Genomic DNA, 26,981 nt, shown 5'->3' on the forward strand with positions numbered 1-26,981 from the left:
GTAATTTATGTATCAAGCCACCTCCGGGTGGCTTTTTTAATGGCTGTTACTACAGGAAAAGACCATGGCAAAACCGGACTGGGAGGCCATCGAGACGGCGTACCGGGCCGGAGTGATGTCCCTCCGAGAAATTGCATCACAACACGGTATCAGCGAAGGAGCTATCCGTAAGCGCGCCAAGCGTGATGACTGGTCTCGCGACCTTAATGCGAAGGTGAAAGAACGCGCCGACGATCTGGTACGCAAAGCGGAGGTACGCAAACAGGTACGCACTGAAACGACTTTGTCAGAGCGCGTACTTATAGAGGCTACAGCTGAGGTCATTGCTACGGTACGCATGGAGCATCGCGGTGACATAAAACGCGCCCGGCAGATAACCAATGCTCTGTTTGATGAGTTGGGCGCCGAGTGTGCAGACGTGGCTGCACTGGAGAAACTCGGAGTGTTGATGCTCAACCCTGACGACAAGGGTCAGGACAAACTCAATGAGATTTACCACAAGGTAATCAGCATGCCTGAGCGTGTTAAGTCGGTGAAGGCTCTCAGTGAAGCGCTGAAGAACCTCATCGGTCTCGAACGACAGGCCTACGACATCGATGGGCCTGAAGGCGACAACTCTGTTAAGCAACTCTCTGACCTGATGGATTCATTGTCTCAGGGGGCGTAATGAAACCTGAGCACCTCAAGCTGCTGTCCGATAAAGACTGGCGGCTGAACAATCTTTACTGGATCACCGACAAAGAGGGTAAGCCGACTCGCTTCAGGATGACGCCTGAGCAGCGGGAATACTTCGAGGGGATCCACACCCGCAACATCATCCTGAAAGCTCGACAGCTCGGCTTCACCACCGAGGTGTGCATCATCCAGCTCGACGCAGCTCTGTTTGAATCGGCGAAGTGCGCATTGATTGCCCACACGCTGAATGATGCAAAGCGTCTGTTTCGGGAAAAGGTGAAGTATGCATACGACAAACTGCCGGCGGAGATAAAGGCGGCTAACCCGGCCAGCAACGATTCGTCTGGTGAACTCGTATTTAAGAAAGGTGGCTCTCTCTACGTCAGCACGTCGTTTCGTGGCGGTACGCTGCGTTACCTGCATGTTTCCGAGTTCGGGAAGATATGTGCCAAGTATCCTGACAAAGCCCGTGAAATCGTCACTGGTGCCTTTGAGGCAGTATCGACAGGTTGCTTCGCTACTATCGAGAGCACAGCTGAGGGCCGGGCGGGTTACTTCTTCGATTACTGCCAGACGGCAGAGAAAGCCTTGCTGCAGGGCAAGCCACTGTCCGCGCTCGACTGGAAGTTTTTCTTCTTCTCATGGTGGAAGAATCCGCTGTACGCAATTGACCCGGTAGAGCCGCTACCTCAGCGCTTAGTTGAATACTTTGCTGAGATGGAGGCAAAGCACGGCGTTGTCGTCAACGAGCGCCAAAAGGCCTGGTATTACGCCAAAGAAAAGACGCTCGGCGACGACATGAAGCGCGAGTACCCGACCATTCCGGCGGAGGCGTTCCAGCAGTCTGTCGAGGGCGCGTACTACGCCAAACAATTCCGCTGGCTCTACACCAACAAACGGATAGGCCATATCCCGGATAACTCGCATCTCCCGGTCCACACGTTCTGGGATATTGGTGTTGGCGACTCCACGGCCATCTGGTTTGTTCGCGAAGTTGGTGAAGAATTCCACGTCATTGACTACTACGAAAACTCTGGCGAGGGGCTGAGGCACTACATGAAGGTGCTGAAAGACCGCGGATATGAGTACGGTGAGCACTGGGGGCCGCACGACATCGATAATCGTGAATTTGGTGCAGACGCAAAATCGCGGAGGGAACTCGCCCAGGAAGGGTATGAGATCGACGGTCAGGTTTACAGCATGACATTCCAGGTGGTGCCAAAAGTCGGTGTCGATACCGGCATTGAATCGGTGCGTGAAATCCTCCCATCCTGTGTTTTCGATGAAGAGAAATGCGCTGAGGGCATATCTCACCTTGAGGGTTATCGCAAGGAGTGGGATGACAAGCGAGGATGCTGGAAAGATAAACCTCTTCACGACTTCACATCACACGGTGCCGACGGGTTCCGCTACTTCGCAGTAGCGAAAAACAACCACAAACAAGTCGGTGCAATTTTCTTCACCTAAGGAAATCTCAGTGAGTAACGATAACGAAATGCAAATCCTCGCTGGGCTCATAGTGAATAGCCTTAACGAGGTGGGCCGTGCGCGCCAGTTGTATGCTACGGGGCTAGGGAAGTCAGGGAACACGAAACGACATCATCTATGGTGCGAATTTGGTTACCCGGAGCGACTCGACTTCGACCACTTCTACAACATGTATGAGCGTAACGGCGCGGCGTTCGGCGCGGTGCATAAGTTGCTCGATGCATGCTGGACCGATACCCCGGTGATCGTCGACGGCGATGAGACGAAGAAGTCGAAGAAGTCGACGCCGTGGGAAAAGAAAGTCACCAAGCTCATGAAGAAGCATTGGGCGAAAGTGAAGGATGCAGATCGGCGCAACCTGGTCGGGCATTACTCAGCACTTATCCTCCAGTTTGCAGACAGCAAGGAGTGGTGGGAGCCTGTCGATCGCAGCGTGATGCGAAATTCTCGCGAGCGCGGCCTGGTCAAGATGATTCCAGCATGGGAGGCACAGGTTAAGCCCGGGGAACTTGAACAGGACCAGAAATCGCCAGACTACGGCATGCCGAAGTTCTATTACTTCCAGGAGCAACAAGTCGGGGACAATGGCAACATCTCCGGCCCGATGCGGTCGATTAAGATCCACCCTGAGCGCATCATCATGTTTTGCGAAGGGTCAGAAGACGAGACTTCGCTGGCTGGCATTCCTTTCTTGCGTGCTGGTTATAACGATCTGCTCGACATGGCAAAGACCTCCGGTGGTAGCGCCGAGGGCTTCCTGAAAAACGCCAGCAGGCAGCTCGGCATTAACATGTCGAAGGATACAAACCTCAAGACCATCATCGACGAGGCGAAGAAAGCTGGTTACTCAGGCTTGGCTGAGGCGCTGAACGCCGCCATCCAGAAACTGAACTCAGGCACTGACTCAGCACTGGTTACTCAGGACGGAGAGGCTAAGGTGCTTTCCGTTGCTGCTGCCGATCCGAGTCCTACATGGACAGTGTCAGCAAATCAGTTTTCCTCTTCAGTCCAGATGCCATTCACCATTCTCTTTGGTCAGCAGACAGGGAGGCTTGCGTCAGATCAGGACAAAAACGACTTTGCTAAGCGCTGCAACGGTCGTCGCGCCGGTTTCCAGACTGACCGCGCGACCGCGGTAATTGAGCGGCTGTGGACAGTAGAAGTCATTGAGCCTCCGAAGTCTGGAGAAATAACTTTAACCTGGTCTGACTTACTAGCACCAAGTGAGAAAGAAAAGATTGCCAACATGAAGGAAATGGCGGCGGTCGCTAGGGATACACAGCAAGCGTACGGAACACCGGCTGTCGATGAGAATGAGGTCAGGGAAGCGGGAGAGTTAGAGCCACGCGAGGAAGTGAAAACTCCTGACCCAAACCAAAAGGTAACTACCGATGATCCTCTTTCCGATGAATCCGGAACAAAAGGCGAAAGTCGGTACGCCAGTAGTGCCGCGTAGCAAGGTTGACCCGACACGCTCTGCAAAGCAGGTTACCGCGATGTTCCGGGATATCGAAGACCGGTATCTCGGCATCAAGCGAGCGCTGAAAGCATTGTTCGACCAGCGACTGACAGGCCGAGAGCGTGAGGTAAATAGCCATGACTGGCACTTCCTTTGCCATGACCACGGCGAGGATGTGCGGCTCTACCAGGTCAATGCTGGAAAGTTTATCTACGACATGTCGGCGCAGGAGATGGCCGACCTGCTCGAAGCAGTGCAGGCCATTCTCGACGATTACCTGCTGGAAGGCGTCGAGCAAAACCTTTGGGCGATGGATTACGTCGTGGCGGAAGCCAATCGCGGCACGCTGGAGGCCTTCAATAACCTGTCTCAGCAGTCGCAGGTGTACGCCAGCCAGACAACCCTACAGCAGCTATTAAGCAGCCCCGGTCACCTTAATCAGATAGCGGCGGCCAGGCTGACAACGTTTAGTGACTGGAAGGTCATTAGCGATACAGCCCGCGGCGACCTGACCAACATCATCACCGATGCTGTAGCGCGTGGTGTGAATCCTCGCGAGACGGCCAGCGTCATCAGTAAGCGCCTCGACGTCAGCATGTCGAAAGCGAAGACCATCGCTCAGACTGAGCAGGTCGGCGCGCTGCGGCAGGCACAATGGAACGAAACGGACTGGGCCGCTGACCGTCTTGGGCTGAATACCGGCTTGCTGTGGCTGTCAGCGCTAAAGCCAACGACGCGCACCTGGCACGCCAGCCGTCACGGAAAGGTCTACACCACCGAAGAGGTGCGCGACTTCTACGCCGAGAACGGTAACCGGTACAACTGCTACTGCAGCCAGATACCGGCGCTGCTCAACGACGATGGCAGCATCTTCAATGATGGTCTGGCGGACAAGCTGAAGAAAGAGCGCAAGCAGTGGAAAACCGATATCAATTAATGCTTAATAGTGTTGAATTAACCGATAAGGCATTAATTAAATGAACATTACACCTCAGGACGTTGGTTCGTTTTTCCAGCCGCTGATTGTGCCGATCTTAACAGGTGTAGCTGCTGCGTGGTTTACAGCGAGATTTGCGTTAAATCGGTTTTACCATGAAAAGTGGTGGGAGAAAAAACATACAGCATATAGTCAACTAATTGACGACTTGATTGAGATTAAAAAAATATATTCTCAGGCATATGGTTTTTTTGAGGTTACATATAACCTCGGCAAAGGACAAGAAAGACCAAAAGACTATGTCGAGTGGAATCAACTTAATCGGCTCCATGTCAATATCCGACGGCATCACGCTTTAGCTCAGATATCACTTAGTAAAAATTCGGAAGGCCTGTTATGGGACTTTTTTGAGCAGCAAGATTTGCTTGAGGACAATCTTATTAGGGGGGCAATGCCTGAGTTCGAGGCCTACCACCAAATGATTGTAGTAACTGACAAGCTGATTAAGTCAATAGTTATAGATGCTGGAAAAGAATTAAAGTTTAAGTAGATACAAGTTACATACAGGTCGCTTCGGCGGCCTTTTTTATTGCCTGAAATCCACCATTGAGGACCCAGCATGAAACGCAACCGCGTTAACGTGCTGACCGTCGTCAACTCCGCTTCAAACATCACAACTGAAACCATCGACGGCAAGCCACATATCGTGGTTCGCGGTATCACGCCTGTCGTGGACGATATCGTGATGAACCGGAAGTTGTACCCGGCAGCAGAAATCGAAAAGGCCTACAACACGCTTGAACGTAACCCGATGCCGCTGGGCCACCCGAAAGTGGATGGCAAGCATGTGTCGGCGCGTGACGTCCGGGCGGTGAACGAGTACCACGTCGGGGCATGGCTACAGAACGTCAGCCACAAAGACGGAAAGGTGACGGGTGACATGTGCGTTAACCGCCAGTACGCCGAATCCAGCGATAAGGGCAAACGCCTTATCAACCGCCTGGATGAGATGCTGGCGGGCACCAATTCCGACCCGATCCACATCTCCACCGGCCTGCTGTATTCCGGTATCGCAGCCAACGGCGAGTCGAAGGGCAAAAAGTACAACGAGATCGCCACCAACATGATGTTCGACCATGTGGCGGTACTGCTTGATGAGCCCGGTGCCGGTACGCCGGAGGAGGGCGTTGGCATCTTCGTTAACTCGGAAGGTGATGAGCAACAGATCGAAGTTGCCCGCCTGGCTGATGGTATCGACTGCACCCGCGACGGCCTGATCAACAAAACCAAATTCTTCTTCACCAACGCCTCCAACTTCTCTTTCGACGACATCTCCCGCGCTATCAGCGACAAACTGCGCGAGGGTGACACCGAAGATAAGTGGCTTTGGCCTGAAACGGTGTGGCCGGACAGCTTCATCTACCGCAATGACACCAAATACCTGAAGCAGAAGTACCTCATCGATGACGACGGCAAGGCCGTGTTCGTCGGCGAACCTGTAGAAGTCGTGCGCAAACCCACTGAGTACGAGATTAAAACCAACGGAGAGAACGATCCGATGAAAGAACTGATTATCAATGCGCTGCAAGCCGCTGGTAAGCCGACCGAAGGCAAGTCCGACGCCGAGCTGATGGACGCATACAACCAGATGAAGGCCGACGAAGCCGCCGCCAAGAAAAATGGCGACGAAGAAATCGACCCGGCAACCGGCAAGCCAAAGAAAAAAGAGCAGGCCACCAATAACGAAGAGATGCCAGCGTGGGCGAAAACACTCGCTGATCGCGTGGACGTCGTTTTCAACAGCCTGAACGCGAACGCCGACAAAGAGAAAGGCGAAAAGCGCGCGGCTGTGAAGCTGGCGATGAACATGAGCGATGAAGAAGTCGCAGATCTGGACGGCAAGGCGCTCGATGCCATGTACGCCAAGTGCCAAACCTCTTTCGGCCTGAATGGTGCATTCCGCCAGGTCAATTCCTCTCAATCAGTCAGCGAAATGCCGGAGTAAAAAATGGCTAAAGACGGAAAACACGTAATTCACGCCGGTGGCGTATTCCCTAATCCGCTGCTCAACCGTGAAGGCGCGGCCGCTGCGGCCACCAAACCAGGAACGATCGGCACCTTTGTGGCTGGCAAGTTCACAGCCTCAGTGGATGGAGATGAAAAAGCGATTCTCTATGTTGCCGACTTCGACTACCTCCGCTGCCAGACGGTGGATGACAGCATTGCCGTGGGTGAATTAGTTGTCGGGATTCACCCTATGCAGGGGATGTTCCTCAACGTACGGGCCGCAGCTGGCACCTACAAAAAAGGGCAGCCACTGAGCATCGCTAACGGCCAGGTGAAGATTGCCGCCGCCGATGAATCCATTCGCGCATTCGTTGAAGAAGATGCGTCATACGCTACGGCGGCAGGTGATCTGCTGCGCGTCGTTATCAAGTAAGGAGCACCTGAATGCTTGTATTTTCTCGCTCTATCGGTGAACGCACCGGTAACCTCGAAGTCAACCAGGCTCAGTTCCGTGAGCTGGAGATGGCGCGCAACATGAGTGCGCAGTCTGTCGCTGACTTCATTGCCCGTGCTCGCTTCGGTGAAAACGGACATTTGGACGCAGTGAACGCCGTCGACGACATTCGCCGCATGTACCGCGCGTACGACCAGACAGTACTGGCACAGTTCGAGCCGAACACGGAGTTCACCCTGTTCAACGACCTGATGCCACTGTCCCGATCTGTCCGCCTGGAAGAGTCCGTGTATGAATATGCCCGCACCGGCGGTCGTGGCTGGGCGCATACCTCCATGTCCGGACAGATTGGTGCGGCGCTGGATGCTCGCGCGTACAGCTTCGACGGTACGATGGTGCCGGTGCACGATAGCGGCTTCAAATTCCACTGGCGTGATCCGATCTTCAATAAAGGGTCTGCTCTTGCATCCCTGGCTGATGCGCAACGTGGTTCTGTTGATGATGTGCGCCGTAAAATCGTTGACTACATGTTCAACGGCTTCCGCGATTCTGAGGGCAACTTCGTTACCTTCGACGGCAAGACCTGGAAAGGCCTGAAGGCCGATGAGCGCGTCGGCCAGGTTGATTTGGGTGCATCTGGCCTGAATATCGACTTCTCCAGCCGTACCACAACCGCAGAACAGAACCGAAACGGTGCGATTGCCCTGCGTGACACCATGAAGATCACCAATAACCAGTACGCGCCGCAGACCTGGTACGTATCCAGCGAGATCATGTCTAACTGGGAGCGCTATTTCAGCGACAATTACCAGTCCGGCACCATCCTGCAGGAAATCCTGAAGCTGTCCGGCATTGCCGCAGTGAAAGAAGACGCCGAACTCACAGGCAACCAGATTTTGGTGGTTCCTCTGACTGCCGGTGTTATCGCTCCGATCACTGGTCAGGCTGTGGGCACTGTTGCTGACCCTCGTCAGTTCTATAACAGCGACTACATCTGGCGCACCTGGGGAGCTATGGGCCTGATGGTCAAGCAGGATATCAACCTCAAACATGGCGTGCTCTTCGCGAGCAGCTAAGGAGAAACGGAATGGCACTGGTAGAAATCACATCAGGTAACGTGTTTGCTGGTGCCAACCTCCGCAAACTGGAGGTTGGTGCGATCGTTGAAGTCGACGATGCAACAGCAGCGCGCTGGAAAGTGACCGGTAAAGCGAAAGACACTGACAAGAAGAAGGGTGAAAAGCTCTTCGGCGAGTCAGTACCGGCAGCATCACAGCCTAGCGATTTGCTCGAGCAGCTGGCGGCGGTGACGAAAGAGCGTGATGAATCGCTGGAGCAGGTGGCTAAACTCACTGACCAGGCTGCAACTGACAAAACCACGTTCGACGAGCAGCTGGCGGCGGTGACGAAGCGCGCTGAAGAGGCCGAAGCCGCGCTGGCAGAAGCAACCAAGAAGGCGAAATAAACATGGCTGACCCAATCACAGCGGCAGACGTGCAGGCGTTCCTCGGTGAATTGGGTTACTCCATTCCCGGCGCGCTACTGGATCCGATTCTCTGCGTGGTGAACAAGATTATCCCGTGCCTCGATGGTGCGGGATATGACGAATGCACGGCAAAACTCATCCTCATGTATGCCGCTGCGCTCATGGCGACGTCTTCCGGTGCCAGGCGAATAAAATCGCAGGGAGCGCCATCAGGAGCGTCACGTTCGTTCGATTATGGCAATGACAGCATCACCTGGTTGCGCGACTCGCTGGCCCGGCTTGATACCAGTGGCTGCACCGGTGAGTTGCCGATCAGCGCCGGTAATAGCGTCGGCCTGTTCATGGTGGTCGGAGGCTGCTGATGAAATGGATATCCGTCAAAGATCGCCATCCGCGGTCATTCGTCCGTGTCTGGGTGATGACCGATACCGGACAGCAAACGACGGCGTACGTGAAAAGCAATGGTGAGTGGTATATCAACTGCGACCGCATACGCGCCACAGGTGCCGTTGTGCTGCGATGGAGGGATGGTTGATGTCTTCGGTTGCCAATTGGTCTTATACCGCGACAGCGACAATCTGGCGGCGCATACGCGATGCTGACGGTAGTGATACTGACGGCGGAGGTCAGCCGTACGGATGGGAAGCGCCGAACGCTATTCTCTGCGACTACCAGGGCGGGCTATCCGCGAAAATCGGTGACCTCGGTCGGGAGATCGTGGTTAAAAACACGATATGGACCGAGTATGCAATGGCGCGGGAGGGCGATTACATCCTGATTGGCGCGTCAACCGATGCGGCGCCACCTGATGAAGCTGATGAGATACGGCAGATCATCCAGTTCGCCGACACCTTCGAGCGGCTGGCGGACGATTTCGCACTGATTACGGGAGTCTGATTATGGGCCTGAAAGTGAGAGGAATCCGCCAGGCCAAGGCCAACCTCGATCGCATCATCAAAGACGTCCAGGGGCGTAAGGCCGTGCGCGCAATCCAGTCGGCGATGCTTATCGGTAGCGCGCAGGCGGCGCTTTATACCCCAATCGACACATCGACGCTGCTTAACAGCCAGTACCGGGAAATCATTGCTCGGGGTGTTCGTGTTACTGGACGCGTCGGCTATACAGCAAACTATGCGGTGTTCGTTCATGACCCGGCAGTGCAACAGACCTTCAGACGTTCAACGGCGAGAAAAGAGTTCTTAACGAAGGGTTTCGAAGACACCCGCAGCCAAATCGACGCCGCGGTTAAGAAGGAGTTGTCCCTATGAATCGAACTATCCATTTCGCCGGAGATGGCCTTGGCCCTCGCAAAGTATTTGTGAATGGTAACGTAATCGAAGGGGGTTTTTTTGCTGATATCCAACGCGGCATTGTCCGATACTACCCAAAGCCACTCAGGGCTCACAAGTGCCGAGAAAACGAGCTCTACGCCCGTACATTAAAGGGATGTGTTGAAGTCGTTCCTTGTGGAGAAGGCCAATGACACCTCCGATGTATATGCGCCTGAAGGATCTGTTTGAGAGCGAAGGTATGACTGCTGGCTTTAAGGTTCAATGGCGGCAGTGGCGTGACACCGGGAAAGATGCTGACCAGTTCATCGTATTCCGGCCTTCCGGCGGCACCGATATTACTTATGACCTCGGCGGCGACTGGTATGTGATGGTCGACGTAATCTCTTCGAAAGCTGATCCGGATGCCGCTGACTCCGTGGTAAACGCCATCGTTGAATATATTAGCGCGCAATCTGGAGCTGATGAGTGCGTCGGCGCGCTTCGGCTTGTCGGCAATGTTCCGGCGGCTATACCAACTGAAGAGGGCCGGTTAGTAACCCGGCTGCTTGTTTCATGTACATACGGCGAGTGATCGCCAGATTCACCCATCAGGCTGCCTTCTGGCGGCCTTTTTTATTTGAGAGGTACACATGCAGGGCTGCCAGAATGATACCGGTAAGCTAATCGGTAAGGTTGCGGTGCTACGTATGGCCTATGGCTGTGCTGACACCGTTCCGGCGCTTTCCGAATGGAAGCGTCTCGGGGCTATGACCACAAAAGGCTTTGACTACTCCATGAATACCGTCAACTCGGAAGCTGACGATACGAAAGGATTGGTTGAGAACCTGGTGAATAACATGGACTTCACCATCTCCGGTGAAGGTGAATTCCGTAAACAGGACAAAACAACTGAGATCGGCGCTATCGCTATTTCGAAATATATTTTCGACGAAGTGCAGGCTGGCCGGCAGCCGACGATTTGGGTGCGCTTTGACTTCACCGGTGAAGACGCAGGCACTTATATCATGGGTTACTTCAACACCACTTCATGGTCTGGCGACTTCGGAACTTCAGATATTTCCACCTTCTCAGGGGAGTGGAAAGTCTACGATGCCGATACTGTCGTCTTTGAGGTTGCTGGCCCGGCGTTGGCTTTCACAACCAACCTGACTGCAACGAAAACGGTCACCGCGGGATCTGCGCTTAATATGTCAGTAGCGGTTGAGGGTGGAACTGCTCCGTACACTTACCTATGGAAAAAAGACGGTTCTGCTGTAAGTGGCCAGACTACAGCGACCTTCAACAAAGCCAGTGCAGCAGCCGGCGATGCTGGGGTTTATACCTGTGAGGTGACTGATTCGGCAGCGACGCCGGCGAAGATCACTTCCACCGCCTGCACAGTGACAATTAACTAAGCGAAAGCCAGTTCGTGAATAGTACAAAGGGCGTTTATGCGCCCTTGATACTGTTTATGGAGCGACTATGACCCCCATTAAAGAATTAGGCGAATGTGTCATCGGCACTGATACCCATGAATACTTCTTTCGCCCTTCCTTCCGAAATATGGCGCGCATCGGCGAGCCGGACGAAATCGTCCAGACGTTCTATGACCTGTGTAACGATGAGGTGACGCCGTTAATTCAACTGGCGGCCCAGGCATATATAAGCGATGAATACAGTCGTCTGCCTGATTGCGTTCTGCGATACATCCAGAGCGGACTTCTTAACCGTAAAGCAGTTATGGCTGCTCATGCCGTTCTTACTGCTTGTTGCGATGACGATATCGGGGAACTGGTCGGATGGATGAAGCCGGGTAAATCACGCAAGCGCGGATTTATGTGGCGGCCTGGCACGATGCCTGCGTCGGAAATGATCATTGTTGCTCAAAATCTGATGATGCATGGAATCATTGGCAAGGCGAAAGTGCGCAAGCTGCAGCGCTACGAGTCGAATGAAACCACATCAGAATTTCGCGCGACAGATTACATCATGGCCGCGCGCAATCATTTCGGTATAAGTCGGGAAGAGGCTGAAAACCTCACAATGACTGAGTTTGCCTTAATGCTTAATGCGAAGTACCCGAACCAGAAAGGTTTTACCCGGGAAGAGTACGATGCAGTTATGGATGATGACGATCGGCGCTGGCAGGCAATGATGCAGCGGGAGTCTCATCGGTAGCACTTAGCTTCTCCTAACTAACAGTGATGATCCCGCCAGGGAAAAGTAGGTCAGTTGTCATCTTTATTTCCAGTCTCAAGATATTTTTTCTTATAGCTGTCACTTAATGGAGTGGATTTTTCAACCATGCCAATAAGCTTATCAACTTGTTTTTTCTGCTTATCGATTATCTCAAACAGTTGAATCATTTGTTTTTTTTGCGATTCAACAATTTCAATCAAATGAGTTGATATCTCAGTCCCCAAACCCGAATCTTGACTATCACCTGAGAGGTAATCCTCTAGTGCTTGGATGATTTCAGAGTTCATTGATCTGCCGTTCTGCTTCGCTCTTTCGGCAATAGCATCACGCATCCCATCCGGGAAGCGGAGCATAAATTTATCGTAATCACGAACCTGTTTTTCTGACATAAGCACCTCTAAATTTTCTTGATGCTATCACATTGACATTATCCGTAAATTGAGTCACAGTGATATCATGTCACGGTGACATTGTTGATAAGGATTGATATGGATACTTTATATACACAGAGAAAAAGCTATAGCTTCCAATTGCGCCTTCCAGAAAGCATGAAGGAAGAGATACGCCGTATGGCTGAAATGGATGGGATTTCGATTAACTCTGCAATTGTGCAGCGTTTGGCAAAAAGCCTGCGTGAGGAGCGTATGAATGGGCAGTAAAAACAGTGAAGCCCCATTGGCGGCAACCTATGGGGCTTCTATCGAAAATAACCGCGAAGGAAATATCGACATGCACAGTGTACAGAACAAAGAAATAAGTTTCCACAATACCAATTTTGCTTACATGGAAATGGGCGGTCAGGTCTGGCTTACGGCTACCGAGGTTGGTCAGGCACTGGAGTATGCCGACGATAAAGCAGTTCAACGTATTTACTCTCGGCATGCTGATGAATTTACAGCGCAAATGACAGGGGTGGTCAAACTGACCACCCCTTCAGGAAAGCAGGAATCACGCGTTTTCTCTCTGCGTGGCGCCCACCTTGTTGCGATGTTTGCTCGCACGCCAAAGGCAAAAGAGTTCCGCCGCTGGGTGCTGGATATTCTGGATCGTGAAGTGGCTCATTCGCCGATTGCGAAGCAGTTCAGTGACGATGAACTTTGCTCTTTGGCATGGTTATGGCGGGCCAGCGACGTCATGCTCAAAGCCTGCAATAGCGTCACACCTTTACTGAGGGTGGCAGAGCATCGCCAGGCAGGACATTTTCATTCGATCGGTCAGGAGTATCCGAGATCGATTAACAAGGCAAGAGAAGTAATTAAGCGCGAGACAGCGCATATCGAATTTCACCCATGGAAGGATGATAACTGGAGCAGGGTATTACCGCACCTGCGTCAGGAGATGTTGCAATGATGCATAAATAGAAAAGCCGACAGTTCGCAGCTGCCGGCTATCCATAAATCTGTCATAAGGGTCCAACCAATGACTTCATTAAATTTACCACCAAAAAGCAGTGTTGTCACCGATAAAACCATTGACAGCCAGTCTTTGCTGATGATGGTTAATCAGGCTCGCAAGCAGTGCGGGGAGCCAGAAGTACGCAACAATAAGTTCATTGAAAAAGTAGTCGACGAACTTGATGGGGAGTTTTACACAAAAAGTGTAAAACCCTCCGGCGCCAATGGCGGCCGTCCTGTTGAGGTAATTGACATGACGATCAAGCAGGCCCTTCGCGTGGCGGCCCGTGAGTCTAAAGCTGTTCGCCGCTCTTTGGTTGATAAGCTGGAAGACATGCAGGCTATCCAGGTGCCGACCAAAAGCACCTCAGGGCTTACTGAATATCGGCTTGCCAAAGCTGAACAACTCAAAGCTCAGGCGCTGGAGAAAAACATCGCATCGGCCCGCGAGCTGATGTCAATGTTCCCGCGGCTTGGTGAATCGGCTAACCAGGTGATCGTAGCCACCCTTGTTAACCCACTTCTCGGTCACGAAGTTGTGCCACTGCCAGCGATTGAAGAGCATTACTCAACGGCGGGTGAAGTAGCGGCGCAGCTCGGTTGTACTGCGAACAAGATCGGTCGCGTGTCTAATAAGCACAACCTCAAAACTGAGCAGTACGGCAAGTTCTTTCTGGATAAGTCGAGACACTCAGATAAGCAGGTTGAAGCGTTCCGCTACAATGCAGAAGGCGTGAAAGCGCTACGCCACCTGATTCACGGCGCTGATGTGGCATAACTCATTGTATTGAAGGCAGAGTGCAAAATTGCATTCTGGTAATTAAACCCGCTTAACTGCGGGTTTTTTGTTAGATGCGAACATCTTCGCATCGTGGTATCCGCTGCTAATATCGTAGCGCTGGTTTTGTCGTTACCCTCTATCCCTGCTAGGATTTGTCCAAACTAATCAATGGGGATAGGGATATGAAAAAAGTAGCGCTGGCATTAATTGCAATTGTTTCTTTTGGTGCTTTTGCATCTGAAGTAATGAAAATTCCCTCAGATCCAAAAGGTACATATACCATTCTTGAAAAAGATATGAATGGCAACATGGCCACTATCGTCACCAAAAGAGAGGGGCCTGCGGGAACTACTTACTCTAAGCGCCTCTATGATTGTTCATCATGGACGGTTAAATATTTAGGGACTGGAGAGTCGTTAGAGCAAATGAACTCCTCAGAGGCGGATAAAGGGATGTCACCGATTGGTGATGAGACAATAGCTTATTATGTCGGGCGAAGAGCCTGCAATTAACATAACCCGCTCCGGCGGGTTTTTTTACGTCCGGAGTAAATGATGTCAGAGAAAGCAGGTGAAATTTATTATGACATAGAGGCTGATGTTTCTGGTCTGATTCAGGCGCAGCAGCAAGTTAATAAACGCCTCGATCAGATGGATGCCAAATTCGAGCAATCATCGAGATCTGTTGGGAGATTCGAAGGCGCACTCAACAAAGTCGGCGTTGCAATAGCTGCCGCTTTTACGATTGATGCCGCGAAAAGACTGATTGCCATTGGCGACGAAATGGTCACTCTCCAAGCGCGCATTACACGATTGAGCCCAAGTATTGATGTAGCAAAAGAAACATTAGCGGCTCTTTCTGCTATAGCGTCACAAACGGGTAATAGCCTGTCAGAGACGGAGCGCCTTTGGGAGTCGTTAACTACAGCATTAAAAGAAACAGGCGCAACAAATTCCCAGATTTTGGGGCTAACCTCAACTTTGCAGAAGATCGGAACCATAGGTGCGTCTTCGACAGAGGAAATGGCGAATGCTTTAAGGCAATTTGGACAGTCAATCTCTGGCGGTATCGTTCGCGCGGAAGAGTTTAACTCTATTCTTGAACAAATGCCTGAACTTGCAAGGCAGATTGCTACCGGACTTGGCATTTCCATAGGGGATCTTCGCAAGAGAATGCTGGAGGGCAAGCTCACAGCGCAGGATGCTTTGAATGCCATTCAGAAGCAGTCTCAATCGGTAAATGAAGAGTTTGACAAGATGCCGGTCAGTATTGACCGTGCAAAAAACAGTCTTGATGTCGCGTTTAAAAATGCCATAAATGACCTGAACCAAGCTATTGGATTGACGTCAACACTGGCAGGTTTGATGCAGACAGTTGCTGACAATCTTAATTACTACAATAACAACGTTGGTGATTCATCCCGAATGCCAAAGTTGATTAAGTTACAGCAAGAACTTAATGGTGAATTAAAGGACAGTCAGCGCTGGTATGAGTCTGATTCTGTCTTCCAGGCTCGTCGTGCTCAAGCAGCTGTGCAGCTTAAACAAATTGAAGGAGAAATTGCGCATATTCGAGCGAAAGCGAAGAATGACGCTAGCAATAACCAGTTCAATGCTCCACCGACAAAAGGCGATGATGCTGCAACGAAAAAGCTTGTTCAAAATTCCGAGCGCCGACTCGCTCTTGCCAAACTAGAGGGAGAGGCCAGGGCTCGCCTACAAGCTCAATATGATGCCGCCGATGCCGGGGTGACTGACCAGAAGCGGATTAAAGCCCTTCAGGATGAGTATGCTGAAACCTACCGAGTCACAGAGGCCAGAAAGGAAAGCAATAAGGCAGGTAAGCAGTCAGAAACTCAGGCTGATTCGATTGCGCAGAAATTAGCGAGCTTGAAACAGGAGTCCGCACTTGCCGCAGACTCTACAGCTGAGTTAAGCCGTGAACAGGCGATCCTCAATGCTCAGCTTTCTCTTGGCAAAGGCGCTACGCAGGAACAAATAGCGCTGGCTGGGCAGTATGCTGCTAAAAAGTGGGATACGGCCAACGCTATCAAGGCGCAAGCCGCGGCTGAGAAACTTCTCCCTGAAGCGCGCGAGAATGCAAGTTACAGGCAGGATGTGCAGGATTTAAATACTGCACTGGCAGCGAAGAAAATCAGCCAGGAGCAATATAACGAGACCTCTGAGAGACTGGAGGCAACTCACCAGGCCAATCTTGCGAAAATCCGCGCGCAACAGGCTGTTACTCCACAGCAGCAGGCGGCCGGCGATGTGGATCCGGTGCAGAACCTGGCTAACCAGCATACCCAGCAGTTGGCACTAATCCAGCAGTACGAACAGCAGGGGGTTATCGCCCATAATCAGTCCTTAGCACTAAAAAAAGCCGCTGATACTCAGTATGAGCAGGAACGAACGGATGCTATGTGGGCATTGTTCACGCAACAGAGCGTAGGGTATCAGGCTCTTGGCGCCGCGGTTGACGCATTCGGCAATCAGGCTTCCAATGCATTAACCGGCATCATTACCGGCAGCATGTCAGCCTCAGATGCATTGCAGTCTATCGGTAACACCATTCTAAACGACGTTATTAATACGTTCGTGCAAATGGGCATCCAGCAAGCCAAATCTGCAATAATGGGCGCAAGTGTACAGCAAGCTACCATCGCAGCCACAACGGCAACCCAGGTGGGAGCCATTGCCACAACGACAGCAGCAAGTACAGCATCTGCAGGGACTACATTAGCGGCATGGCTTCCGGCTGCACTGGTTGCATCCGTTGGTTCGTTTGGCGCTGCCGCTATCATCGGTGGCGCTGCGCTTGTTGGTGCGTTTGCTTTGTCTAAGACGCTCGCTGGCGGCAGGAAAAACGGTGGTCCGGTATCGGCGGGCTCAATGTACCAGGTAGGTGAGGGCGGCATGCCTGAAATCTACCGTGCCAGTAATGGCAGTCAGTACATGATCCCGGGTGATAACGGTTCTGTCATCAGCAATAAGGATTTGCAGGGCAGTGGCGGCGGAGCCCTGCAGGTCGTGAACAACGTTTACAACTATGCAAATGGCGTCAATGTCGATACCCGCAGCAGCCAGAACGGCGGGCAACTGGTTATCGAGACCTTTATCACGGATATGCAGAACGGCGGCCCGATGTCGTCTCAGATGCAGGACACATTCGGACTTCGCCGGCAGGCCAATGGCGATTACTAAAACCAACCCGCTCCGGCGGGTTTTTTATAGGTGGGAATTATGAAAGTAGCGATCGAAGTAAACGGCGAGGTTATATGGTTCCGGAATGGTGAAACACTCGAGGGAATGGCTTGCACCTCTTACGTGAAGGACGGTACACAGCAGAAAATCATTACCGCCCTGGATGATGCCTTAACTCAGGCAAAGAGTGAGATGCTAGTATTTGATAATGTTGATTGAGTATTGAATATTAGCTCGATGTCCAGCAGGAAGAGCTAATACGACATTCCAGTTACCTGAGTGTGGAATGGCGATATTTGCGGGAAACCTTGTATAGAACCCACCGTAATACGTGCATTGTCGCCCAGAGCGATATTTTGAATAGTTAATGTCATCCAACACTAAGACGTTAATTTGATGTGAGCAATTAACGCTAACGACATCACCTTGATCAGCATGTTCTCTGCTGTGAATGTGTGACATAGAAACCCTCTTGCTGTGTGTGGAAAACACACAATATCAGCGAGACGTATCCAGAAACATCCTGATAAAAGATCAGTGCCGCATACGCGGCCTTTTTTATGCCCGGAGGAAACGTGGCAACAGTTTCATACCCGGAGTTTCTACCTCTTCCGCAGCGTCCCAGCCAGAACATGACGCAGGATACCGGCTGGCAGACAACGCAGCCGGCAGTCGGGCCAGCAATATTCACCCCGTTTACAACGGACCTGAAAACGACATGGACGCTTCAGTGGATATTCACTCTTAAACAGGCGGAAGTGTTTAAGTCCTGGCTGCGGTCGCCGACGTACTGTGACCGCGGACGTAACTGGTTCCAGATGAGGATAGACCTTGGCGACACTTACGGGCCGCAGCTACAGACGCTTCACTTCGTCAACATGCCGGTGCAAACCAGCAAAAATGGCGGGGTGGTGACCTGGACGGCGACGGTTTTGTCGAATGGCATGAGCGACTATACCGAGCAATACGACGACTGGATCGTCGGGATGGCTCCTGGTACCGAGTATCTCTATGACCTGCTCGTTACGGAGGTCATGCCGAAATATCCATGGGGGAATTCATGACGACATTGCGCGAATGGAAGGAGCGGCGGCCGGCAAGCGATATCAAACAGACCATCGAGTTCTATCACCCGGCGTTTGGTTATTACCGCGTGGTGAACAAGTTGTTTCGTGAAGCGACGTTCGGCGGAAATCTGTATCAACCTGCTGCGTTTGATATCACCGAGCCCACGCAGAACGGGGCTGCCATCATCACTATGGGGATCACCTTCCTGCAGGGGGCAGAAGAGGTCAGAAACACACTAAAAGCGTGGACAGGTGCCGCCCGGATGACGGCTATCACGTGTAAGTATCAACAATGGAATGCGATCGGTGATGCCGAGCCTCTGAAGACCTGGTCACTGTTTGTGAAGGATGTCGGCGCCGACGGTACAAACGTCACCGTTAATTCCGGCAAGACCAATCCGCTGACGCTGGCCAATCCCATCATTTACACCACGAAAGACTATCCCGGACTGATTACCGTATGACGCAGAACGAATTTATCCGGCTTGTGAATGGCAAGCCGTGGGTTAACCGTGCCTGTTGTTTTGAGCAAATGGATTGCTGGGGGCTGGTGGTGCTGTATTACCGGCATGTGCTCGGTCTGGAGCTGCATCATATCCCCGGCTACGAATCGGGCGCCGACTTCATCACCTGCTACTCAGCGGAATCAGCTCACTGGCGAGCGGTGCCGGTGGCGTCGCCTGGCTGCCTGGCCGTGTTTTATTACGCTGATCGTCCTGTTCACGTGGGCGTAATGCTGGATCCGGTTAAATGCCTGCATTCCCGCGGTGAGTTCGGTTTTGTACGCGCTGACAGCATGGTCATCATGGCGAAGAAATTCAACAAAGTGGAGTATCTGGTTCATGGTTCGATATGAGCTGCAGCGTCTGCCTGGCGCGCCGAAACAGTATGGAACGACGGCACCGGGTACTGAGTTGATAGCATTGCTTGACTCGCTCAGGCTGCACAATAATGTGAAGGTTCGCCTGAATGGACGTGAGCTTAATGATGATTTTGACTTGTCGTTTAAGTTACGCGCCGGCGACGTCGTAGCAGTATTCGACCAGCCTGAAAGCGGCGGACTTTTGAAGACGCTGCTTAATCCTGTAGAGCACCTCAACCCTATCCGTTTTACCAAAAAGGTGATGGCGGGACTCACCGGACAGCAAAATGCATCTGCTCCATCCATTTCGACTGGCGAATCACCGAACAACGACGCCACCGGGCAAACTAACCGCGCGCGCCTGTACAAAGGGCGACCGAACATTTACGGGCAGTGCAGGGTGTTTCCGGATCTGACGCAGCAGGCGTTGTTCGAGTTCATCGACAACAACAAATACATCACTGAATGGTTTGAAGTAGGAATAGGGAAATACACCATTTCCTCTGTCCGGTATTCAGAATCGAATCTGGGTAGTCTGGCCGGCGCCAGTTACCAGATTTTTGAACCGGGCGCGACAATAGGCACCATTGACGTTGGGTATCAGTTCGATGATATCGATAACGAAGAAGTGCCTGGGCTGAATGAGAGTGAGGATTTTCCGGCACAGACAGCGACCACATCCATGCCGACCGCAATAAGCATTGAGAGCAACCAGCTTAAAGCGACGGTACTGTCTAATGACGACAATTTCTCATATTTTGCTGCGCTGGCTGTGCCTCATCCGGTTACATTCGTGATTAATGCAACCTGGAACTCAGGCGGGAGCCCTGTCACCAGGAATGTCACCGGCAGCGGGAATATTGTCTATTCAGAGAGCTTTATTGGCGAGGACACGCAGTCATACACCACGTTTTATCTTGGTGACATGACCGGAGAAATCACCACTTTACCCGTGAATGCGACAATCAATCTGACACTCTTTACACTGAACGATCAGACGCCGCTGGTCATTGGCCCGTCGGTCTCTCCCCTTGAGTCTTCTCAAATCTGGGTTCATGCGATGGTTCAGTTAGGTGCCACGGCGGGTACGACGCGCTATCGGATCCGATTCTGGAAGGTTGACGAGAACAACAACCAGATCCCCGGAACGGCAGAGCAGTATGATTACTTCTTCGATAACGATTATCAGGTCTCGACACGTAACTTCCGAACCACGCATAAATTCACCCCGGCCGCCGGGATAGGGCGCTATGCGGTCACAATTGAGAGGCTGGATAACAGCAACGACAGCAACGTCGTCACGCTGATGGCGATTCACGCGGTAAACACCCGCGTCAATGTTGTATATCCTGACGATACGCTCGCCAGAGTGACCATCAAGGGGAGCAACAACAGTAACAGTAACCGCGAGCAGAAGTACAACATGCTCGCACAGCGCCACACCATCAGCTATGACCGGACGACTGGTCAGGTTGACTACACGCTGCGCCCGAGCCGTTCCTTTGCTGACGCCGTTTTGCATGAATGGGTGGTTATCGGTAAGCAGGATGTGGCCAGCATCGATGTTGCGACGCTTTACGCGATTGCCGACGCGATATCTGTGCCAGAGCTTGGCTATTTCGATTACACCTTTTCAGATGAGAAGTTGTCGCTCGGTGAGCGGATCCGGACTATCTGCAATGCGGCAAGGGTAGATGGAAACAACATCGGCGATGTGTTGACCTTCTGGCGAGATGAAAAGGTCAGCTATCCTGATGCGGTATTTGCGCGCTCAAACATGTTCTTTGACGAATATAAGGTTTCATGGCAGATGTCGCTGCCGGGAGGATATGACGGCGTCACGGTCGATTATGTTGACCCGCTCACCAATAAGAAATCCTATGTTTATCTGCAGATAGACGCCGGCGGCATTCGGGAAGTCGAAGACGCAACGGTTAACGCCAGTAAGATTAGCCTGGATGGTTGCCGCAATCGGGCTCAGGCGTTAGACAGGGCTTGGCTAGAGGCTCAACGTCTTCTGTATTCACGACAGAGCATGACGGTTAAGGTGCTGGAAACTGAACAGGTGGTTCGTGGCGCCGTTGTTCAGTGTCCGGACATGTACGACAACAAGCAGCAGAACGGCTATATCACCGGCCGCAATGGCGACATCTTCACGACTTCAGAGCGCATTGACTTCACTCTTGGCGACATGTGGGTGGTGATGACGGATAACCTTGGAAATTTCCGTGGTCGCTGGCGCGCATATCCTGTAACGGGAAATGCCAAAGCGTTTCAGTCTGCTGCAGATGCCTTTGACCTGAATATCTACAATGGGAGCGATTGCCAGGTTGCCAGCAGGTACTTTATTGCAACTGATTCCGAGCTTAACTCCAGCATCTGGCGTGTAGAAACAGCCAAACCCAATGGCGATTACACCCAGACGCTGACTTTGTCCGAATATTCAGACGCTATTTATCCGTAACACGCAGTAACTCTTCAACCTTCGCGCACACCATCAGATTAACTTCTGAGGCTTTCGTGCGCCATTCATAGGGCGACAAGCACAATGGCAACACCGTTACCGACTCCAACGCAGAATCCCGTTCCAAGTACGGATATCCGGGACGCAGTTTATGCCGGCGCAATGATGGACCTGATTGTTTCCAGTACGGCGAAGATGTACACCGACCGTCTCGGTATTGAGCGTTACACCATTGAAGGCATTCGTCAGAATCTAATCCCTCTTGGGCGCCAGTACATGACGCTGGCTGATGCTCAGGCGGATATTGCCAATATCCCTGATGGTTCTACCACGTATTACCGTAGCCCGGATGATAGCGCACTGGCTATCGAGGTTATCAACAATGCCGGGATGCTTTATGCCACCGGGCGTAGGATGCCTTCACAGGCATTCGTTGCAGGTATCGACCAATTTACCGCAGAGCTTTCTGCACAAATCGCTTCTCTTCAGCTAAAAACAGCAATGCTGTCACAATACAGTTCAGATGAGTGGCAATGGATTTTAACCGGGTTACAGGGGCCATCGGCAACAGCGCTTGCACTGGATAACGATTTCGGGCTATGGCTCGCAGGTCTTAAATCATCAGTGCAGGATTATGTAGAGCAGCTAATCCCCAAACAACAGGCAAATCTTTATCAGGGATTACAACATGTCATTGTGGCCCAAAACGGTGTTGATGGCCTCCTGACTATTAATGACAATGGTGATATACGTATTGTCGGCACTGATGATGTTCTTCAGGACAGGCTTAACGCGCTATGTTCCACTAACTTTTCCCGCACCATTATTGGCTTCCAGCATGTCGTTTTTGCAGCCGATTTAAAAACCGCCATTTTTGCAATAGATGATGATGGCGGGGTGCATATTCCCGGTATCGATGGCCCGTTACAGGACAATCTTGGCGAATCACTGGCGACCATTAAAACCGTTGGCGGTGTACCTGCAGCAGCATGGCGCGGAGAGGTGGTCTGGTCAGAACGTCCCGTACTGACTACGCAAAAACTGACGCCTTCCGGTTTCGTTTTCAGTTATCTACCTGGCGGAGAGGCAGTATCTGGTTCCGGGGTGATGTATGTACCGTCAATACGTGAAATGCCGCTTGATGCACCTGAAATTCAGGGGGGCGGTTCAAGTGGACAGTCTCTGAACATGGAAGCGGATCATGTCGGACAGAATATTGTTAACCGTAATCCCATTTATCGCGGGCGGTTATTGGCCGGGATGAACGGACGGCCTGAAGGTAAAAATATACAGGCGGTGAATGAGGATGACGTATCCACATTGAACGATATGAATTATCCATCATACCGGCAGGGTAATATTTTACCTATGTACGATGTCCTGATGGATAAGGGGGTAGGAAATACCATATTCATTCATGCGCCTTTTGCAGCAGGTGGTCGTTCATTTAAACAAATCAGCAAAGGGACAATCCCATATCAGAACGGGCAGAAATTTGTGCAGATGGGTAAAGATGCCGCTGATGGTGTTGGTAAGCCGTATACATTCCGGTTTCTGACGTTTGAGCACGGTGAAACAGACTCCGATAATGGCGACAATCTTTTACCTGGTGATTACCTTACCAAAGCAAACACCTATTTCTCCGGTCTCCAGTCTGATTTCAAGGCTATTTCCGGACAGACGACCGATTTCGCTGTCATCATCGGTCAGGTGGGAAGCCGATTTTATACAAGGTCACAGCCAGTAGATGAAGCCGGTAATGCCCAGGGGGACCCTGTAATCGTTCAGCCTTACTCTATCCCCGCGGTGGATCAGCTGACTTATGTCCGTCAGAATCCGGATACGGCAATCATGTACGGGCCAAAATACCCGCTTAATTGGCTATATAGCGACGGGTCACTCAGCCACATCAATGCAAAAGGCAAGGTGTTACAGGGTGAATATACCGCGCAGGCAATCTACTGGCATCTGTACGATACCGAAAAGAAAGGAACATGGACGGGATGTAAAATCAGGGATATTACATTAACAGGAAACCTTTTAGAGCTTGCCTGTGATGTCCCATTTCCGCCACTGATCATCGATACAGATTTTATTGCCAACTGTCCGAACTACGGGATAAGCCTGGAGAAAAACTCAGCCACGGTACAGGCTGTTTCTGTTATCAATGGGAACACAATTCACGTTGAACTGAACCAGCCTCCCGCACCTGATGACGTCCTGTTAATCGGATTTACTAATACCACACCACATACCAATGGAAATCTGTATCCGCTGAGCTGTTTCAGGGATTCTTCACAGACCGTGTCACGCTGGGTGACGCTCAATGGCGCACCTTTCCCTCTGTATAACTGGTTATGTCTGGATCGTCTTCCTCTCACTGGAGAAATGTAATGGTTGCTGCAATTAATACAGGTAAAGTCTATTCCGGCGCGCGAGCCGCCCTTGACCTTTCTTCCTCAATCCTTGATCCCGTAGTTCTTTTTCAAAACTATAAAGCACGCATAACTGCTGACGGTGGTCATATTCCTGACGAGGCTGGCTGTCTTGAGCGTTTTCGCTTTTTATTGCTGAATGGCATGTATGAGCGAACAGCCGTTTCTGTCACTCCCGCTTTTGGTATCAAAACCGATGGAAGTGGAAATGTGCAGACCATTTATAACCTGACCGGGGAAAATGGCGATCTTCTGGCCGTTGCTAATGGCGTACCGCCTGAGCAGATGTTATACAACCCGACATCACGCTCGGTTAACGTTCGTATCTCCTCTGCCGGTGGGAACAGGCTACTGAGCCGCGGGCAAATCACGGTACAAAAATCATCAAGCTACCTTATCGCTGGATGTATGAGCGATACCAACAGGACGGACGGCAATGGTTTAACGCTTGGTTATGCTGTAAATGGTTTGGCAATGGCTTATATGCGGACAATGATAGTCAACAATGAAACGACTGCAGAATCCTGGCGTTTTGGTACCCGTGATTCAGGCTGGCCTGCAGGAAATGGCGGTGCTGTACTGGTTAATTCAAATCACTATGAGGATTACGTACCCGCCGCAGGGTTATTTAAAGTTGCTGCCGGCAAAGTTGAAGGTTACGAGAGAGGTAAACTGTCCATGACTGCCAGTTCCGTCACGGGATCTCTTGCGGACCTGAGAGGACGTCAGTTCCAGCTTGTTATAGGTATCGTAGGAAGCGGAAGTGTCGGATGTGAAGGAACGTTCAGAGATGTACTTCAACTGCATACGGCTTCTGAAGCTGATGGGGTACTGACCTCTCGAATTGGAATGTAAAGAAAGAAGTTCGCTTTCATTTTATATTTGTGGATGTACTCAAGATGAAACCCATCCGGTAGCCATATGTAAGAGTTACCGTGTGGGTAATTGCAAATGTTCATGCCAGTGATGGCACTAATATCACGCGGGATGCGTTGATGGGAAGTTACGTAGATACGCGTAGCGATAACATTCACTGGGATCAGTGGGGGCGGCAGTATATGGCCTGGAACTGTCTATACCCTTCTATATCTTGGCCTGCGCTCAGTAACGTATGCACAAGGATGTGCAATTTCATCTGGTTACGTCGATGCATAAAATTGATAGGCGACAGCACTATTGATCGCCACCTCAGATAAAACTACTGTATATAAAAACAGTGTTATTTAGGAGGCGGTTATGCTTCAAAAACCACCAATCTACGAAGCAACCGGCATAAGCCAGTATGCAACATTCGTTGACACACAACGTGGTATCGCCGTAGTAGAGCGCTCATCAGCACCGCTAGCAACCGCAGTATTGCTTATCTCATATTGCGGGGTGCAGCAGTTTGCACGCTTCCTTGGTGGGTCGCTCATTACGGAAGATGGGGAATCCATAGAGGGTGATGTGCTCGCAGATGTTGAGTTGATAGGTGTGGTTACTCACATCATCAGTAAAGCTGGCTTTGATGACTGCCCGGTGATGTGATGTTTGCTTTGGTTGATGTGAACAGCTTCTATGCGAGCTGCGAAACCATTTTCAGGCCGGATCTGAGAGGGAAGCCGGTTGTCGTATTGTCCAATAACGATGGGTGCGTGATAGCGCGTTCTGCCGAAGCCAAGAAACTTGGCATCAAGATGGGGGATCCGTACTTCAAATGCAAAGACCATTTCCGCCGGCATGGAGTGGTTTGCTTCAGTTCGAACTATGAACTCTACGCGGATATGAGCAACCGGGTCATGACGACACTGGAGGAAATGTGCCCTCGGGTAGAAATCTACAGCATCGACGAGGCTTTTTGCGACCTCACAGGTGTGCGTAATTGCCGTGTGCTGGAAGAGTTCGGGCATGAGTTAAAAGATACCGTTTACCGTAATACCAGACTACCGGTCGGGGTGGGGATCGCACAAACAAAGACGCTGGCAAAACTCGCCAATCATGCGGCGAAAACATGGAAAGCCACTGGCGGGGTAGTTGACCTGTCGAATGTGGAGCGGCAGCGCAAACTGATGGCTTTACTTCCGGTTGATGAGGTGTGGGGTGTTGGTCGCCGTATCAGCAAAAAGCTTGAAGCTATGGGGATAAAAACTGTCCTGCAGCTAGCTGATACGGATATCCGCTTTATCCGCAAACACTTCAACGTGGTGCTTGAGAGAACCGTCCGGGAGCTTCGTGGCGAGCCGTGTCTTGAGCTGGAAGAGTTTGCTCCAGTGAAACAGGAAATTGTCTGCAGCCGGTCGTTCGGGGAGCGCATTACCACCTATGAACAAATGCGCCAGGCCATCTGTTCATATGCTGCCAGAGGCGCAGAGAAACTTCGTGGGGAGCATCAATACTGCCGACACATATCGGCGTTCGTGAAGACGTCGCCGTTTGCGCTGAACGAAAAATACTACGGTAACAGCGGATCCATTAAGTTACTGACGCCCACGCAGGATAGCCGGGATATCATCAATGCCGTGGTAAAGTGTCTGGATGCGATATGGGTCGATGGACACCGGTATCAGAAGGCGGGGATCATGCTCGGTGATTTCTATAGCCAGGGCGTCGCGCAGCTGAACCTGTTTGATGACAATGCGCCACGGCAGAACAGCGAGAAACTGATGGAAGTTCTTGACCACCTCAACGCAAAGGACGGGAGGGGGACCCTGTATTTTGCCGGGCAAGGTATACAGCAGCAATGGCAGATGAAGCGTGAAATGCTTTCTCCACGATATACTACGAGATTTGAGGACTTGTTGGTAATTAAGTAAAGTTATT

At 51.5% G+C, this 26,981-nt stretch carries 31 protein-coding genes; 29 read left to right on the plus strand and 2 right to left on the minus strand.

Annotated elements, in window-relative coordinates; translation table 11 throughout:
* The first annotated feature begins 64 nt into the window (after nt 1-64).
* From ABLV17_RS07460 to ABLV17_RS07530, 15 genes are all read left to right on the plus strand, one after another.
* Nucleotides 65-667: a hypothetical protein gene (locus ABLV17_RS07460; protein ID WP_348854180.1), complete on the plus strand. Its 603-nt coding sequence runs from the start codon at nt 65-67 to the stop codon at nt 665-667.
* Nucleotides 667-2,142, plus strand: coding sequence for a terminase (locus ABLV17_RS07465; RefSeq protein ID WP_348854181.1), 1,476 nt, complete (start codon nt 667-669; stop codon nt 2,140-2,142). The genes ABLV17_RS07460 and ABLV17_RS07465 overlap by 1 nt, the downstream gene beginning before the upstream one ends.
* 28 nt (nt 2,143-2,170) lie before the next feature.
* Nucleotides 2,171-3,619 carry a phage portal protein gene (locus tag ABLV17_RS07470; protein WP_348854206.1) on the plus strand — a complete coding sequence of 483 codons (1,449 nt, stop codon included), beginning with the start codon at nt 2,171-2,173 and terminating at the stop codon, nt 3,617-3,619.
* Nucleotides 3,555-4,559, plus strand: a complete 1,005-nt coding sequence (locus ABLV17_RS07475; protein ID WP_348854182.1) for a phage minor head protein — start codon at nt 3,555-3,557, stop codon at nt 4,557-4,559. Before ABLV17_RS07470 ends, ABLV17_RS07475 begins: the two co-directional genes overlap by 65 nt.
* Nucleotides 4,560-4,599: 40 nt before the next feature.
* Entirely contained in the window at nt 4,600-5,109 is a 510-nt protein-coding gene (locus ABLV17_RS07480; RefSeq protein WP_348854183.1) for a hypothetical protein, read from the plus strand.
* Between the two features lie 69 nt (nt 5,110-5,178).
* Entirely contained in the window at nt 5,179-6,564 is a 1,386-nt protein-coding gene (locus ABLV17_RS07485; RefSeq protein WP_348854184.1) for a DUF2213 domain-containing protein, read from the plus strand.
* Nucleotides 6,565-6,567: 3 nt separating this feature from the next.
* The gene (locus ABLV17_RS07490) at nt 6,568-6,999 is read left to right on the plus strand and encodes a hypothetical protein (protein WP_348854185.1); all 432 of its coding nucleotides are present in this window, start codon (nt 6,568-6,570) and stop codon (nt 6,997-6,999) included.
* Between the two features lie 11 nt (nt 7,000-7,010).
* Entirely contained in the window at nt 7,011-8,096 is a 1,086-nt protein-coding gene (locus tag ABLV17_RS07495; protein ID WP_248062264.1) for a major capsid protein, read from the plus strand.
* Nucleotides 8,097-8,107: 11 nt separating this feature from the next.
* On the plus strand, nt 8,108-8,485 hold the full coding sequence (locus ABLV17_RS07500) for a hypothetical protein (RefSeq protein WP_348854186.1): 378 nt from the start codon (nt 8,108-8,110) through the stop codon (nt 8,483-8,485).
* Nucleotides 8,486-8,487: 2 nt separating this feature from the next.
* On the plus strand, nt 8,488-8,868 hold the full coding sequence (locus tag ABLV17_RS07505; protein WP_348854187.1) for a hypothetical protein: 381 nt from the start codon (nt 8,488-8,490) through the stop codon (nt 8,866-8,868).
* Between the two features lie 172 nt (nt 8,869-9,040).
* On the plus strand, nt 9,041-9,403 hold the full coding sequence (locus ABLV17_RS07510; RefSeq protein ID WP_343558258.1) for a hypothetical protein: 363 nt from the start codon (nt 9,041-9,043) through the stop codon (nt 9,401-9,403).
* A 2-nt stretch (nt 9,404-9,405) separates the two neighbouring features.
* Complete coding sequence (locus ABLV17_RS07515) at nt 9,406-9,774, plus strand: HK97 gp10 family phage protein (protein WP_348854188.1); 369 nt, start codon at nt 9,406-9,408, stop codon at nt 9,772-9,774.
* A gap of 211 nt (nt 9,775-9,985) precedes the next feature.
* On the plus strand, nt 9,986-10,369 hold the full coding sequence (locus tag ABLV17_RS07520) for a hypothetical protein (protein ID WP_348854189.1): 384 nt from the start codon (nt 9,986-9,988) through the stop codon (nt 10,367-10,369).
* A 58-nt stretch (nt 10,370-10,427) separates the two neighbouring features.
* A complete protein-coding gene (locus tag ABLV17_RS07525) occupies nt 10,428-11,192 on the plus strand; it encodes an immunoglobulin domain-containing protein (protein WP_348854190.1) in 765 nt (254 codons plus the stop codon).
* 67 nt (nt 11,193-11,259) lie between these two features.
* Nucleotides 11,260-11,955 carry a DUF6246 family protein gene (locus tag ABLV17_RS07530; protein WP_348854191.1) on the plus strand — a complete coding sequence of 232 codons (696 nt, stop codon included), beginning with the start codon at nt 11,260-11,262 and terminating at the stop codon, nt 11,953-11,955.
* Between the two features lie 50 nt (nt 11,956-12,005).
* Here the strand turns inward: ABLV17_RS07530 and ABLV17_RS07535 are convergent, their stop codons facing one another.
* Nucleotides 12,006-12,365, minus strand: coding sequence for an Arc family DNA-binding protein (locus tag ABLV17_RS07535; RefSeq protein ID WP_348854192.1), 360 nt, complete (start codon nt 12,363-12,365; stop codon nt 12,006-12,008).
* A gap of 99 nt (nt 12,366-12,464) precedes the next feature.
* Between ABLV17_RS07535 and ABLV17_RS07540 the strand changes: the two genes are divergently transcribed.
* The 6 genes from ABLV17_RS07540 (at nt 12,465) to ABLV17_RS07565 (ending at nt 17,573) form a co-directional block, all read left to right on the plus strand.
* Nucleotides 12,465-12,635: an Arc family DNA-binding protein gene (locus tag ABLV17_RS07540; RefSeq protein WP_348854193.1), complete on the plus strand. Its 171-nt coding sequence runs from the start codon at nt 12,465-12,467 to the stop codon at nt 12,633-12,635.
* A complete protein-coding gene (locus tag ABLV17_RS07545; protein ID WP_348854194.1) occupies nt 12,625-13,326 on the plus strand; it encodes a P22AR C-terminal domain-containing protein in 702 nt (233 codons plus the stop codon). The genes ABLV17_RS07540 and ABLV17_RS07545 overlap by 11 nt, the downstream gene beginning before the upstream one ends.
* 69 nt (nt 13,327-13,395) lie before the next feature.
* The gene (locus ABLV17_RS07550) at nt 13,396-14,148 is read left to right on the plus strand and encodes a hypothetical protein (RefSeq protein ID WP_348854195.1); all 753 of its coding nucleotides are present in this window, start codon (nt 13,396-13,398) and stop codon (nt 14,146-14,148) included.
* A 185-nt stretch (nt 14,149-14,333) separates the two neighbouring features.
* Nucleotides 14,334-14,663: a hypothetical protein gene (locus tag ABLV17_RS07555; RefSeq protein ID WP_032708473.1), complete on the plus strand. Its 330-nt coding sequence runs from the start codon at nt 14,334-14,336 to the stop codon at nt 14,661-14,663.
* Nucleotides 14,664-14,705: 42 nt separating this feature from the next.
* Nucleotides 14,706-17,354, plus strand: coding sequence for a tape measure protein (locus ABLV17_RS07560; RefSeq protein ID WP_348854207.1), 2,649 nt, complete (start codon nt 14,706-14,708; stop codon nt 17,352-17,354).
* Nucleotides 17,355-17,393: 39 nt separating this feature from the next.
* Nucleotides 17,394-17,573, plus strand: coding sequence for an Rrf2 family transcriptional regulator (locus tag ABLV17_RS07565; protein ID WP_101862699.1), 180 nt, complete (start codon nt 17,394-17,396; stop codon nt 17,571-17,573).
* On the opposite strand, the gene ABLV17_RS07570 is transcribed toward ABLV17_RS07565, so the two are convergent.
* Nucleotides 17,550-17,816: a DUF1883 domain-containing protein gene (locus ABLV17_RS07570; RefSeq protein ID WP_101862700.1), complete on the minus strand. Its 267-nt coding sequence runs from the start codon at nt 17,814-17,816 to the stop codon at nt 17,550-17,552. The two genes, ABLV17_RS07565 and ABLV17_RS07570, sit on opposite strands and share 24 nt — an antisense overlap.
* Before the next feature lie 113 nt (nt 17,817-17,929).
* Between ABLV17_RS07570 and ABLV17_RS07575 the strand changes: the two genes are divergently transcribed.
* From ABLV17_RS07575 to ABLV17_RS07610, 8 genes are all read left to right on the plus strand, one after another.
* Nucleotides 17,930-18,418, plus strand: coding sequence for a hypothetical protein (locus tag ABLV17_RS07575; RefSeq protein ID WP_348854196.1), 489 nt, complete (start codon nt 17,930-17,932; stop codon nt 18,416-18,418).
* Entirely contained in the window at nt 18,415-18,885 is a 471-nt protein-coding gene (locus ABLV17_RS07580) for a hypothetical protein (protein WP_348854197.1), read from the plus strand. The genes ABLV17_RS07575 and ABLV17_RS07580 overlap by 4 nt, the downstream gene beginning before the upstream one ends.
* Nucleotides 18,882-19,277: an NlpC/P60 family protein gene (locus tag ABLV17_RS07585; RefSeq protein WP_348854198.1), complete on the plus strand. Its 396-nt coding sequence runs from the start codon at nt 18,882-18,884 to the stop codon at nt 19,275-19,277. Before ABLV17_RS07580 ends, ABLV17_RS07585 begins: the two co-directional genes overlap by 4 nt.
* A complete protein-coding gene (locus tag ABLV17_RS07590; protein WP_348854199.1) occupies nt 19,264-21,747 on the plus strand; it encodes a host specificity factor TipJ family phage tail protein in 2,484 nt (827 codons plus the stop codon). Before ABLV17_RS07585 ends, ABLV17_RS07590 begins: the two co-directional genes overlap by 14 nt.
* 84 nt (nt 21,748-21,831) lie before the next feature.
* Entirely contained in the window at nt 21,832-24,141 is a 2,310-nt protein-coding gene (locus ABLV17_RS07595; RefSeq protein ID WP_348854200.1) for a hypothetical protein, read from the plus strand.
* Complete coding sequence (locus tag ABLV17_RS07600; RefSeq protein WP_271031536.1) at nt 24,141-25,037, plus strand: hypothetical protein; 897 nt, start codon at nt 24,141-24,143, stop codon at nt 25,035-25,037. Before ABLV17_RS07595 ends, ABLV17_RS07600 begins: the two co-directional genes overlap by 1 nt.
* Before the next feature lie 381 nt (nt 25,038-25,418).
* Nucleotides 25,419-25,709, plus strand: coding sequence for a hypothetical protein (locus tag ABLV17_RS07605; protein ID WP_271031537.1), 291 nt, complete (start codon nt 25,419-25,421; stop codon nt 25,707-25,709).
* On the plus strand, nt 25,709-26,974 hold the full coding sequence (locus ABLV17_RS07610; protein WP_271031538.1) for a Y-family DNA polymerase: 1,266 nt from the start codon (nt 25,709-25,711) through the stop codon (nt 26,972-26,974). The genes ABLV17_RS07605 and ABLV17_RS07610 overlap by 1 nt, the downstream gene beginning before the upstream one ends.
* Nucleotides 26,975-26,981 lie beyond the last annotated feature (7 nt).

The sequence above is a fragment of the Klebsiella sp. CN_Kp091 genome, from assembly GCF_040065095.1.
Taxonomy (GTDB): domain Bacteria; phylum Pseudomonadota; class Gammaproteobacteria; order Enterobacterales; family Enterobacteriaceae; genus Klebsiella; species Klebsiella aerogenes.

Excerpts from the sequence above, each read along its gene's own strand:
- ABLV17_RS07610 (WP_271031538.1), top strand. The coding sequence starts at position 25,709 with ATGTTTGCTTTGGTTGATGTGAACAGCTTCTATGCGAGCTGCGAAACC.
- ABLV17_RS07605 (WP_271031537.1), top strand. The coding sequence starts at position 25,419 with ATGCTTCAAAAACCACCAATCTACGAAGCAACCGGCATAAGCCAGTAT.
- ABLV17_RS07570 (WP_101862700.1), bottom strand. The coding sequence starts at position 17,816 with ATGTCACACATTCACAGCAGAGAACATGCTGATCAAGGTGATGTCGTT.
- ABLV17_RS07515 (WP_348854188.1), top strand. The coding sequence starts at position 9,406 with ATGGGCCTGAAAGTGAGAGGAATCCGCCAGGCCAAGGCCAACCTCGAT.
- ABLV17_RS07600 (WP_271031536.1), top strand. The coding sequence starts at position 24,141 with ATGGTTGCTGCAATTAATACAGGTAAAGTCTATTCCGGCGCGCGAGCC.
- ABLV17_RS07595 (WP_348854200.1), top strand. The coding sequence starts at position 21,832 with ATGGCAACACCGTTACCGACTCCAACGCAGAATCCCGTTCCAAGTACG.
- ABLV17_RS07460 (WP_348854180.1), top strand. The coding sequence starts at position 65 with ATGGCAAAACCGGACTGGGAGGCCATCGAGACGGCGTACCGGGCCGGA.
- ABLV17_RS07565 (WP_101862699.1), top strand. The coding sequence starts at position 17,394 with ATGAAAGTAGCGATCGAAGTAAACGGCGAGGTTATATGGTTCCGGAAT.
- ABLV17_RS07500 (WP_348854186.1), top strand. The coding sequence starts at position 8,108 with ATGGCACTGGTAGAAATCACATCAGGTAACGTGTTTGCTGGTGCCAAC.
- ABLV17_RS07585 (WP_348854198.1), top strand. The coding sequence starts at position 18,882 with ATGACGCAGAACGAATTTATCCGGCTTGTGAATGGCAAGCCGTGGGTT.
- ABLV17_RS07505 (WP_348854187.1), top strand. The coding sequence starts at position 8,488 with ATGGCTGACCCAATCACAGCGGCAGACGTGCAGGCGTTCCTCGGTGAA.
- ABLV17_RS07590 (WP_348854199.1), top strand. The coding sequence starts at position 19,264 with ATGGTTCGATATGAGCTGCAGCGTCTGCCTGGCGCGCCGAAACAGTAT.
- ABLV17_RS07555 (WP_032708473.1), top strand. The coding sequence starts at position 14,334 with ATGAAAAAAGTAGCGCTGGCATTAATTGCAATTGTTTCTTTTGGTGCT.
- ABLV17_RS07520 (WP_348854189.1), top strand. The coding sequence starts at position 9,986 with ATGACACCTCCGATGTATATGCGCCTGAAGGATCTGTTTGAGAGCGAA.
- ABLV17_RS07540 (WP_348854193.1), top strand. The coding sequence starts at position 12,465 with ATGGATACTTTATATACACAGAGAAAAAGCTATAGCTTCCAATTGCGC.
- ABLV17_RS07550 (WP_348854195.1), top strand. The coding sequence starts at position 13,396 with ATGACTTCATTAAATTTACCACCAAAAAGCAGTGTTGTCACCGATAAA.
- ABLV17_RS07525 (WP_348854190.1), top strand. The coding sequence starts at position 10,428 with ATGCAGGGCTGCCAGAATGATACCGGTAAGCTAATCGGTAAGGTTGCG.
- ABLV17_RS07485 (WP_348854184.1), top strand. The coding sequence starts at position 5,179 with ATGAAACGCAACCGCGTTAACGTGCTGACCGTCGTCAACTCCGCTTCA.
- ABLV17_RS07545 (WP_348854194.1), top strand. The coding sequence starts at position 12,625 with ATGGGCAGTAAAAACAGTGAAGCCCCATTGGCGGCAACCTATGGGGCT.
- ABLV17_RS07470 (WP_348854206.1), top strand. The coding sequence starts at position 2,171 with ATGCAAATCCTCGCTGGGCTCATAGTGAATAGCCTTAACGAGGTGGGC.
- ABLV17_RS07580 (WP_348854197.1), top strand. The coding sequence starts at position 18,415 with ATGACGACATTGCGCGAATGGAAGGAGCGGCGGCCGGCAAGCGATATC.
- ABLV17_RS07560 (WP_348854207.1), top strand. The coding sequence starts at position 14,706 with ATGTCAGAGAAAGCAGGTGAAATTTATTATGACATAGAGGCTGATGTT.
- ABLV17_RS07465 (WP_348854181.1), top strand. The coding sequence starts at position 667 with ATGAAACCTGAGCACCTCAAGCTGCTGTCCGATAAAGACTGGCGGCTG.
- ABLV17_RS07510 (WP_343558258.1), top strand. The coding sequence starts at position 9,041 with ATGTCTTCGGTTGCCAATTGGTCTTATACCGCGACAGCGACAATCTGG.
- ABLV17_RS07480 (WP_348854183.1), top strand. The coding sequence starts at position 4,600 with ATGAACATTACACCTCAGGACGTTGGTTCGTTTTTCCAGCCGCTGATT.
- ABLV17_RS07495 (WP_248062264.1), top strand. The coding sequence starts at position 7,011 with ATGCTTGTATTTTCTCGCTCTATCGGTGAACGCACCGGTAACCTCGAA.
- ABLV17_RS07535 (WP_348854192.1), bottom strand. The coding sequence starts at position 12,365 with ATGTCAGAAAAACAGGTTCGTGATTACGATAAATTTATGCTCCGCTTC.
- ABLV17_RS07490 (WP_348854185.1), top strand. The coding sequence starts at position 6,568 with ATGGCTAAAGACGGAAAACACGTAATTCACGCCGGTGGCGTATTCCCT.
- ABLV17_RS07475 (WP_348854182.1), top strand. The coding sequence starts at position 3,555 with ATGATCCTCTTTCCGATGAATCCGGAACAAAAGGCGAAAGTCGGTACG.
- ABLV17_RS07530 (WP_348854191.1), top strand. The coding sequence starts at position 11,260 with ATGACCCCCATTAAAGAATTAGGCGAATGTGTCATCGGCACTGATACC.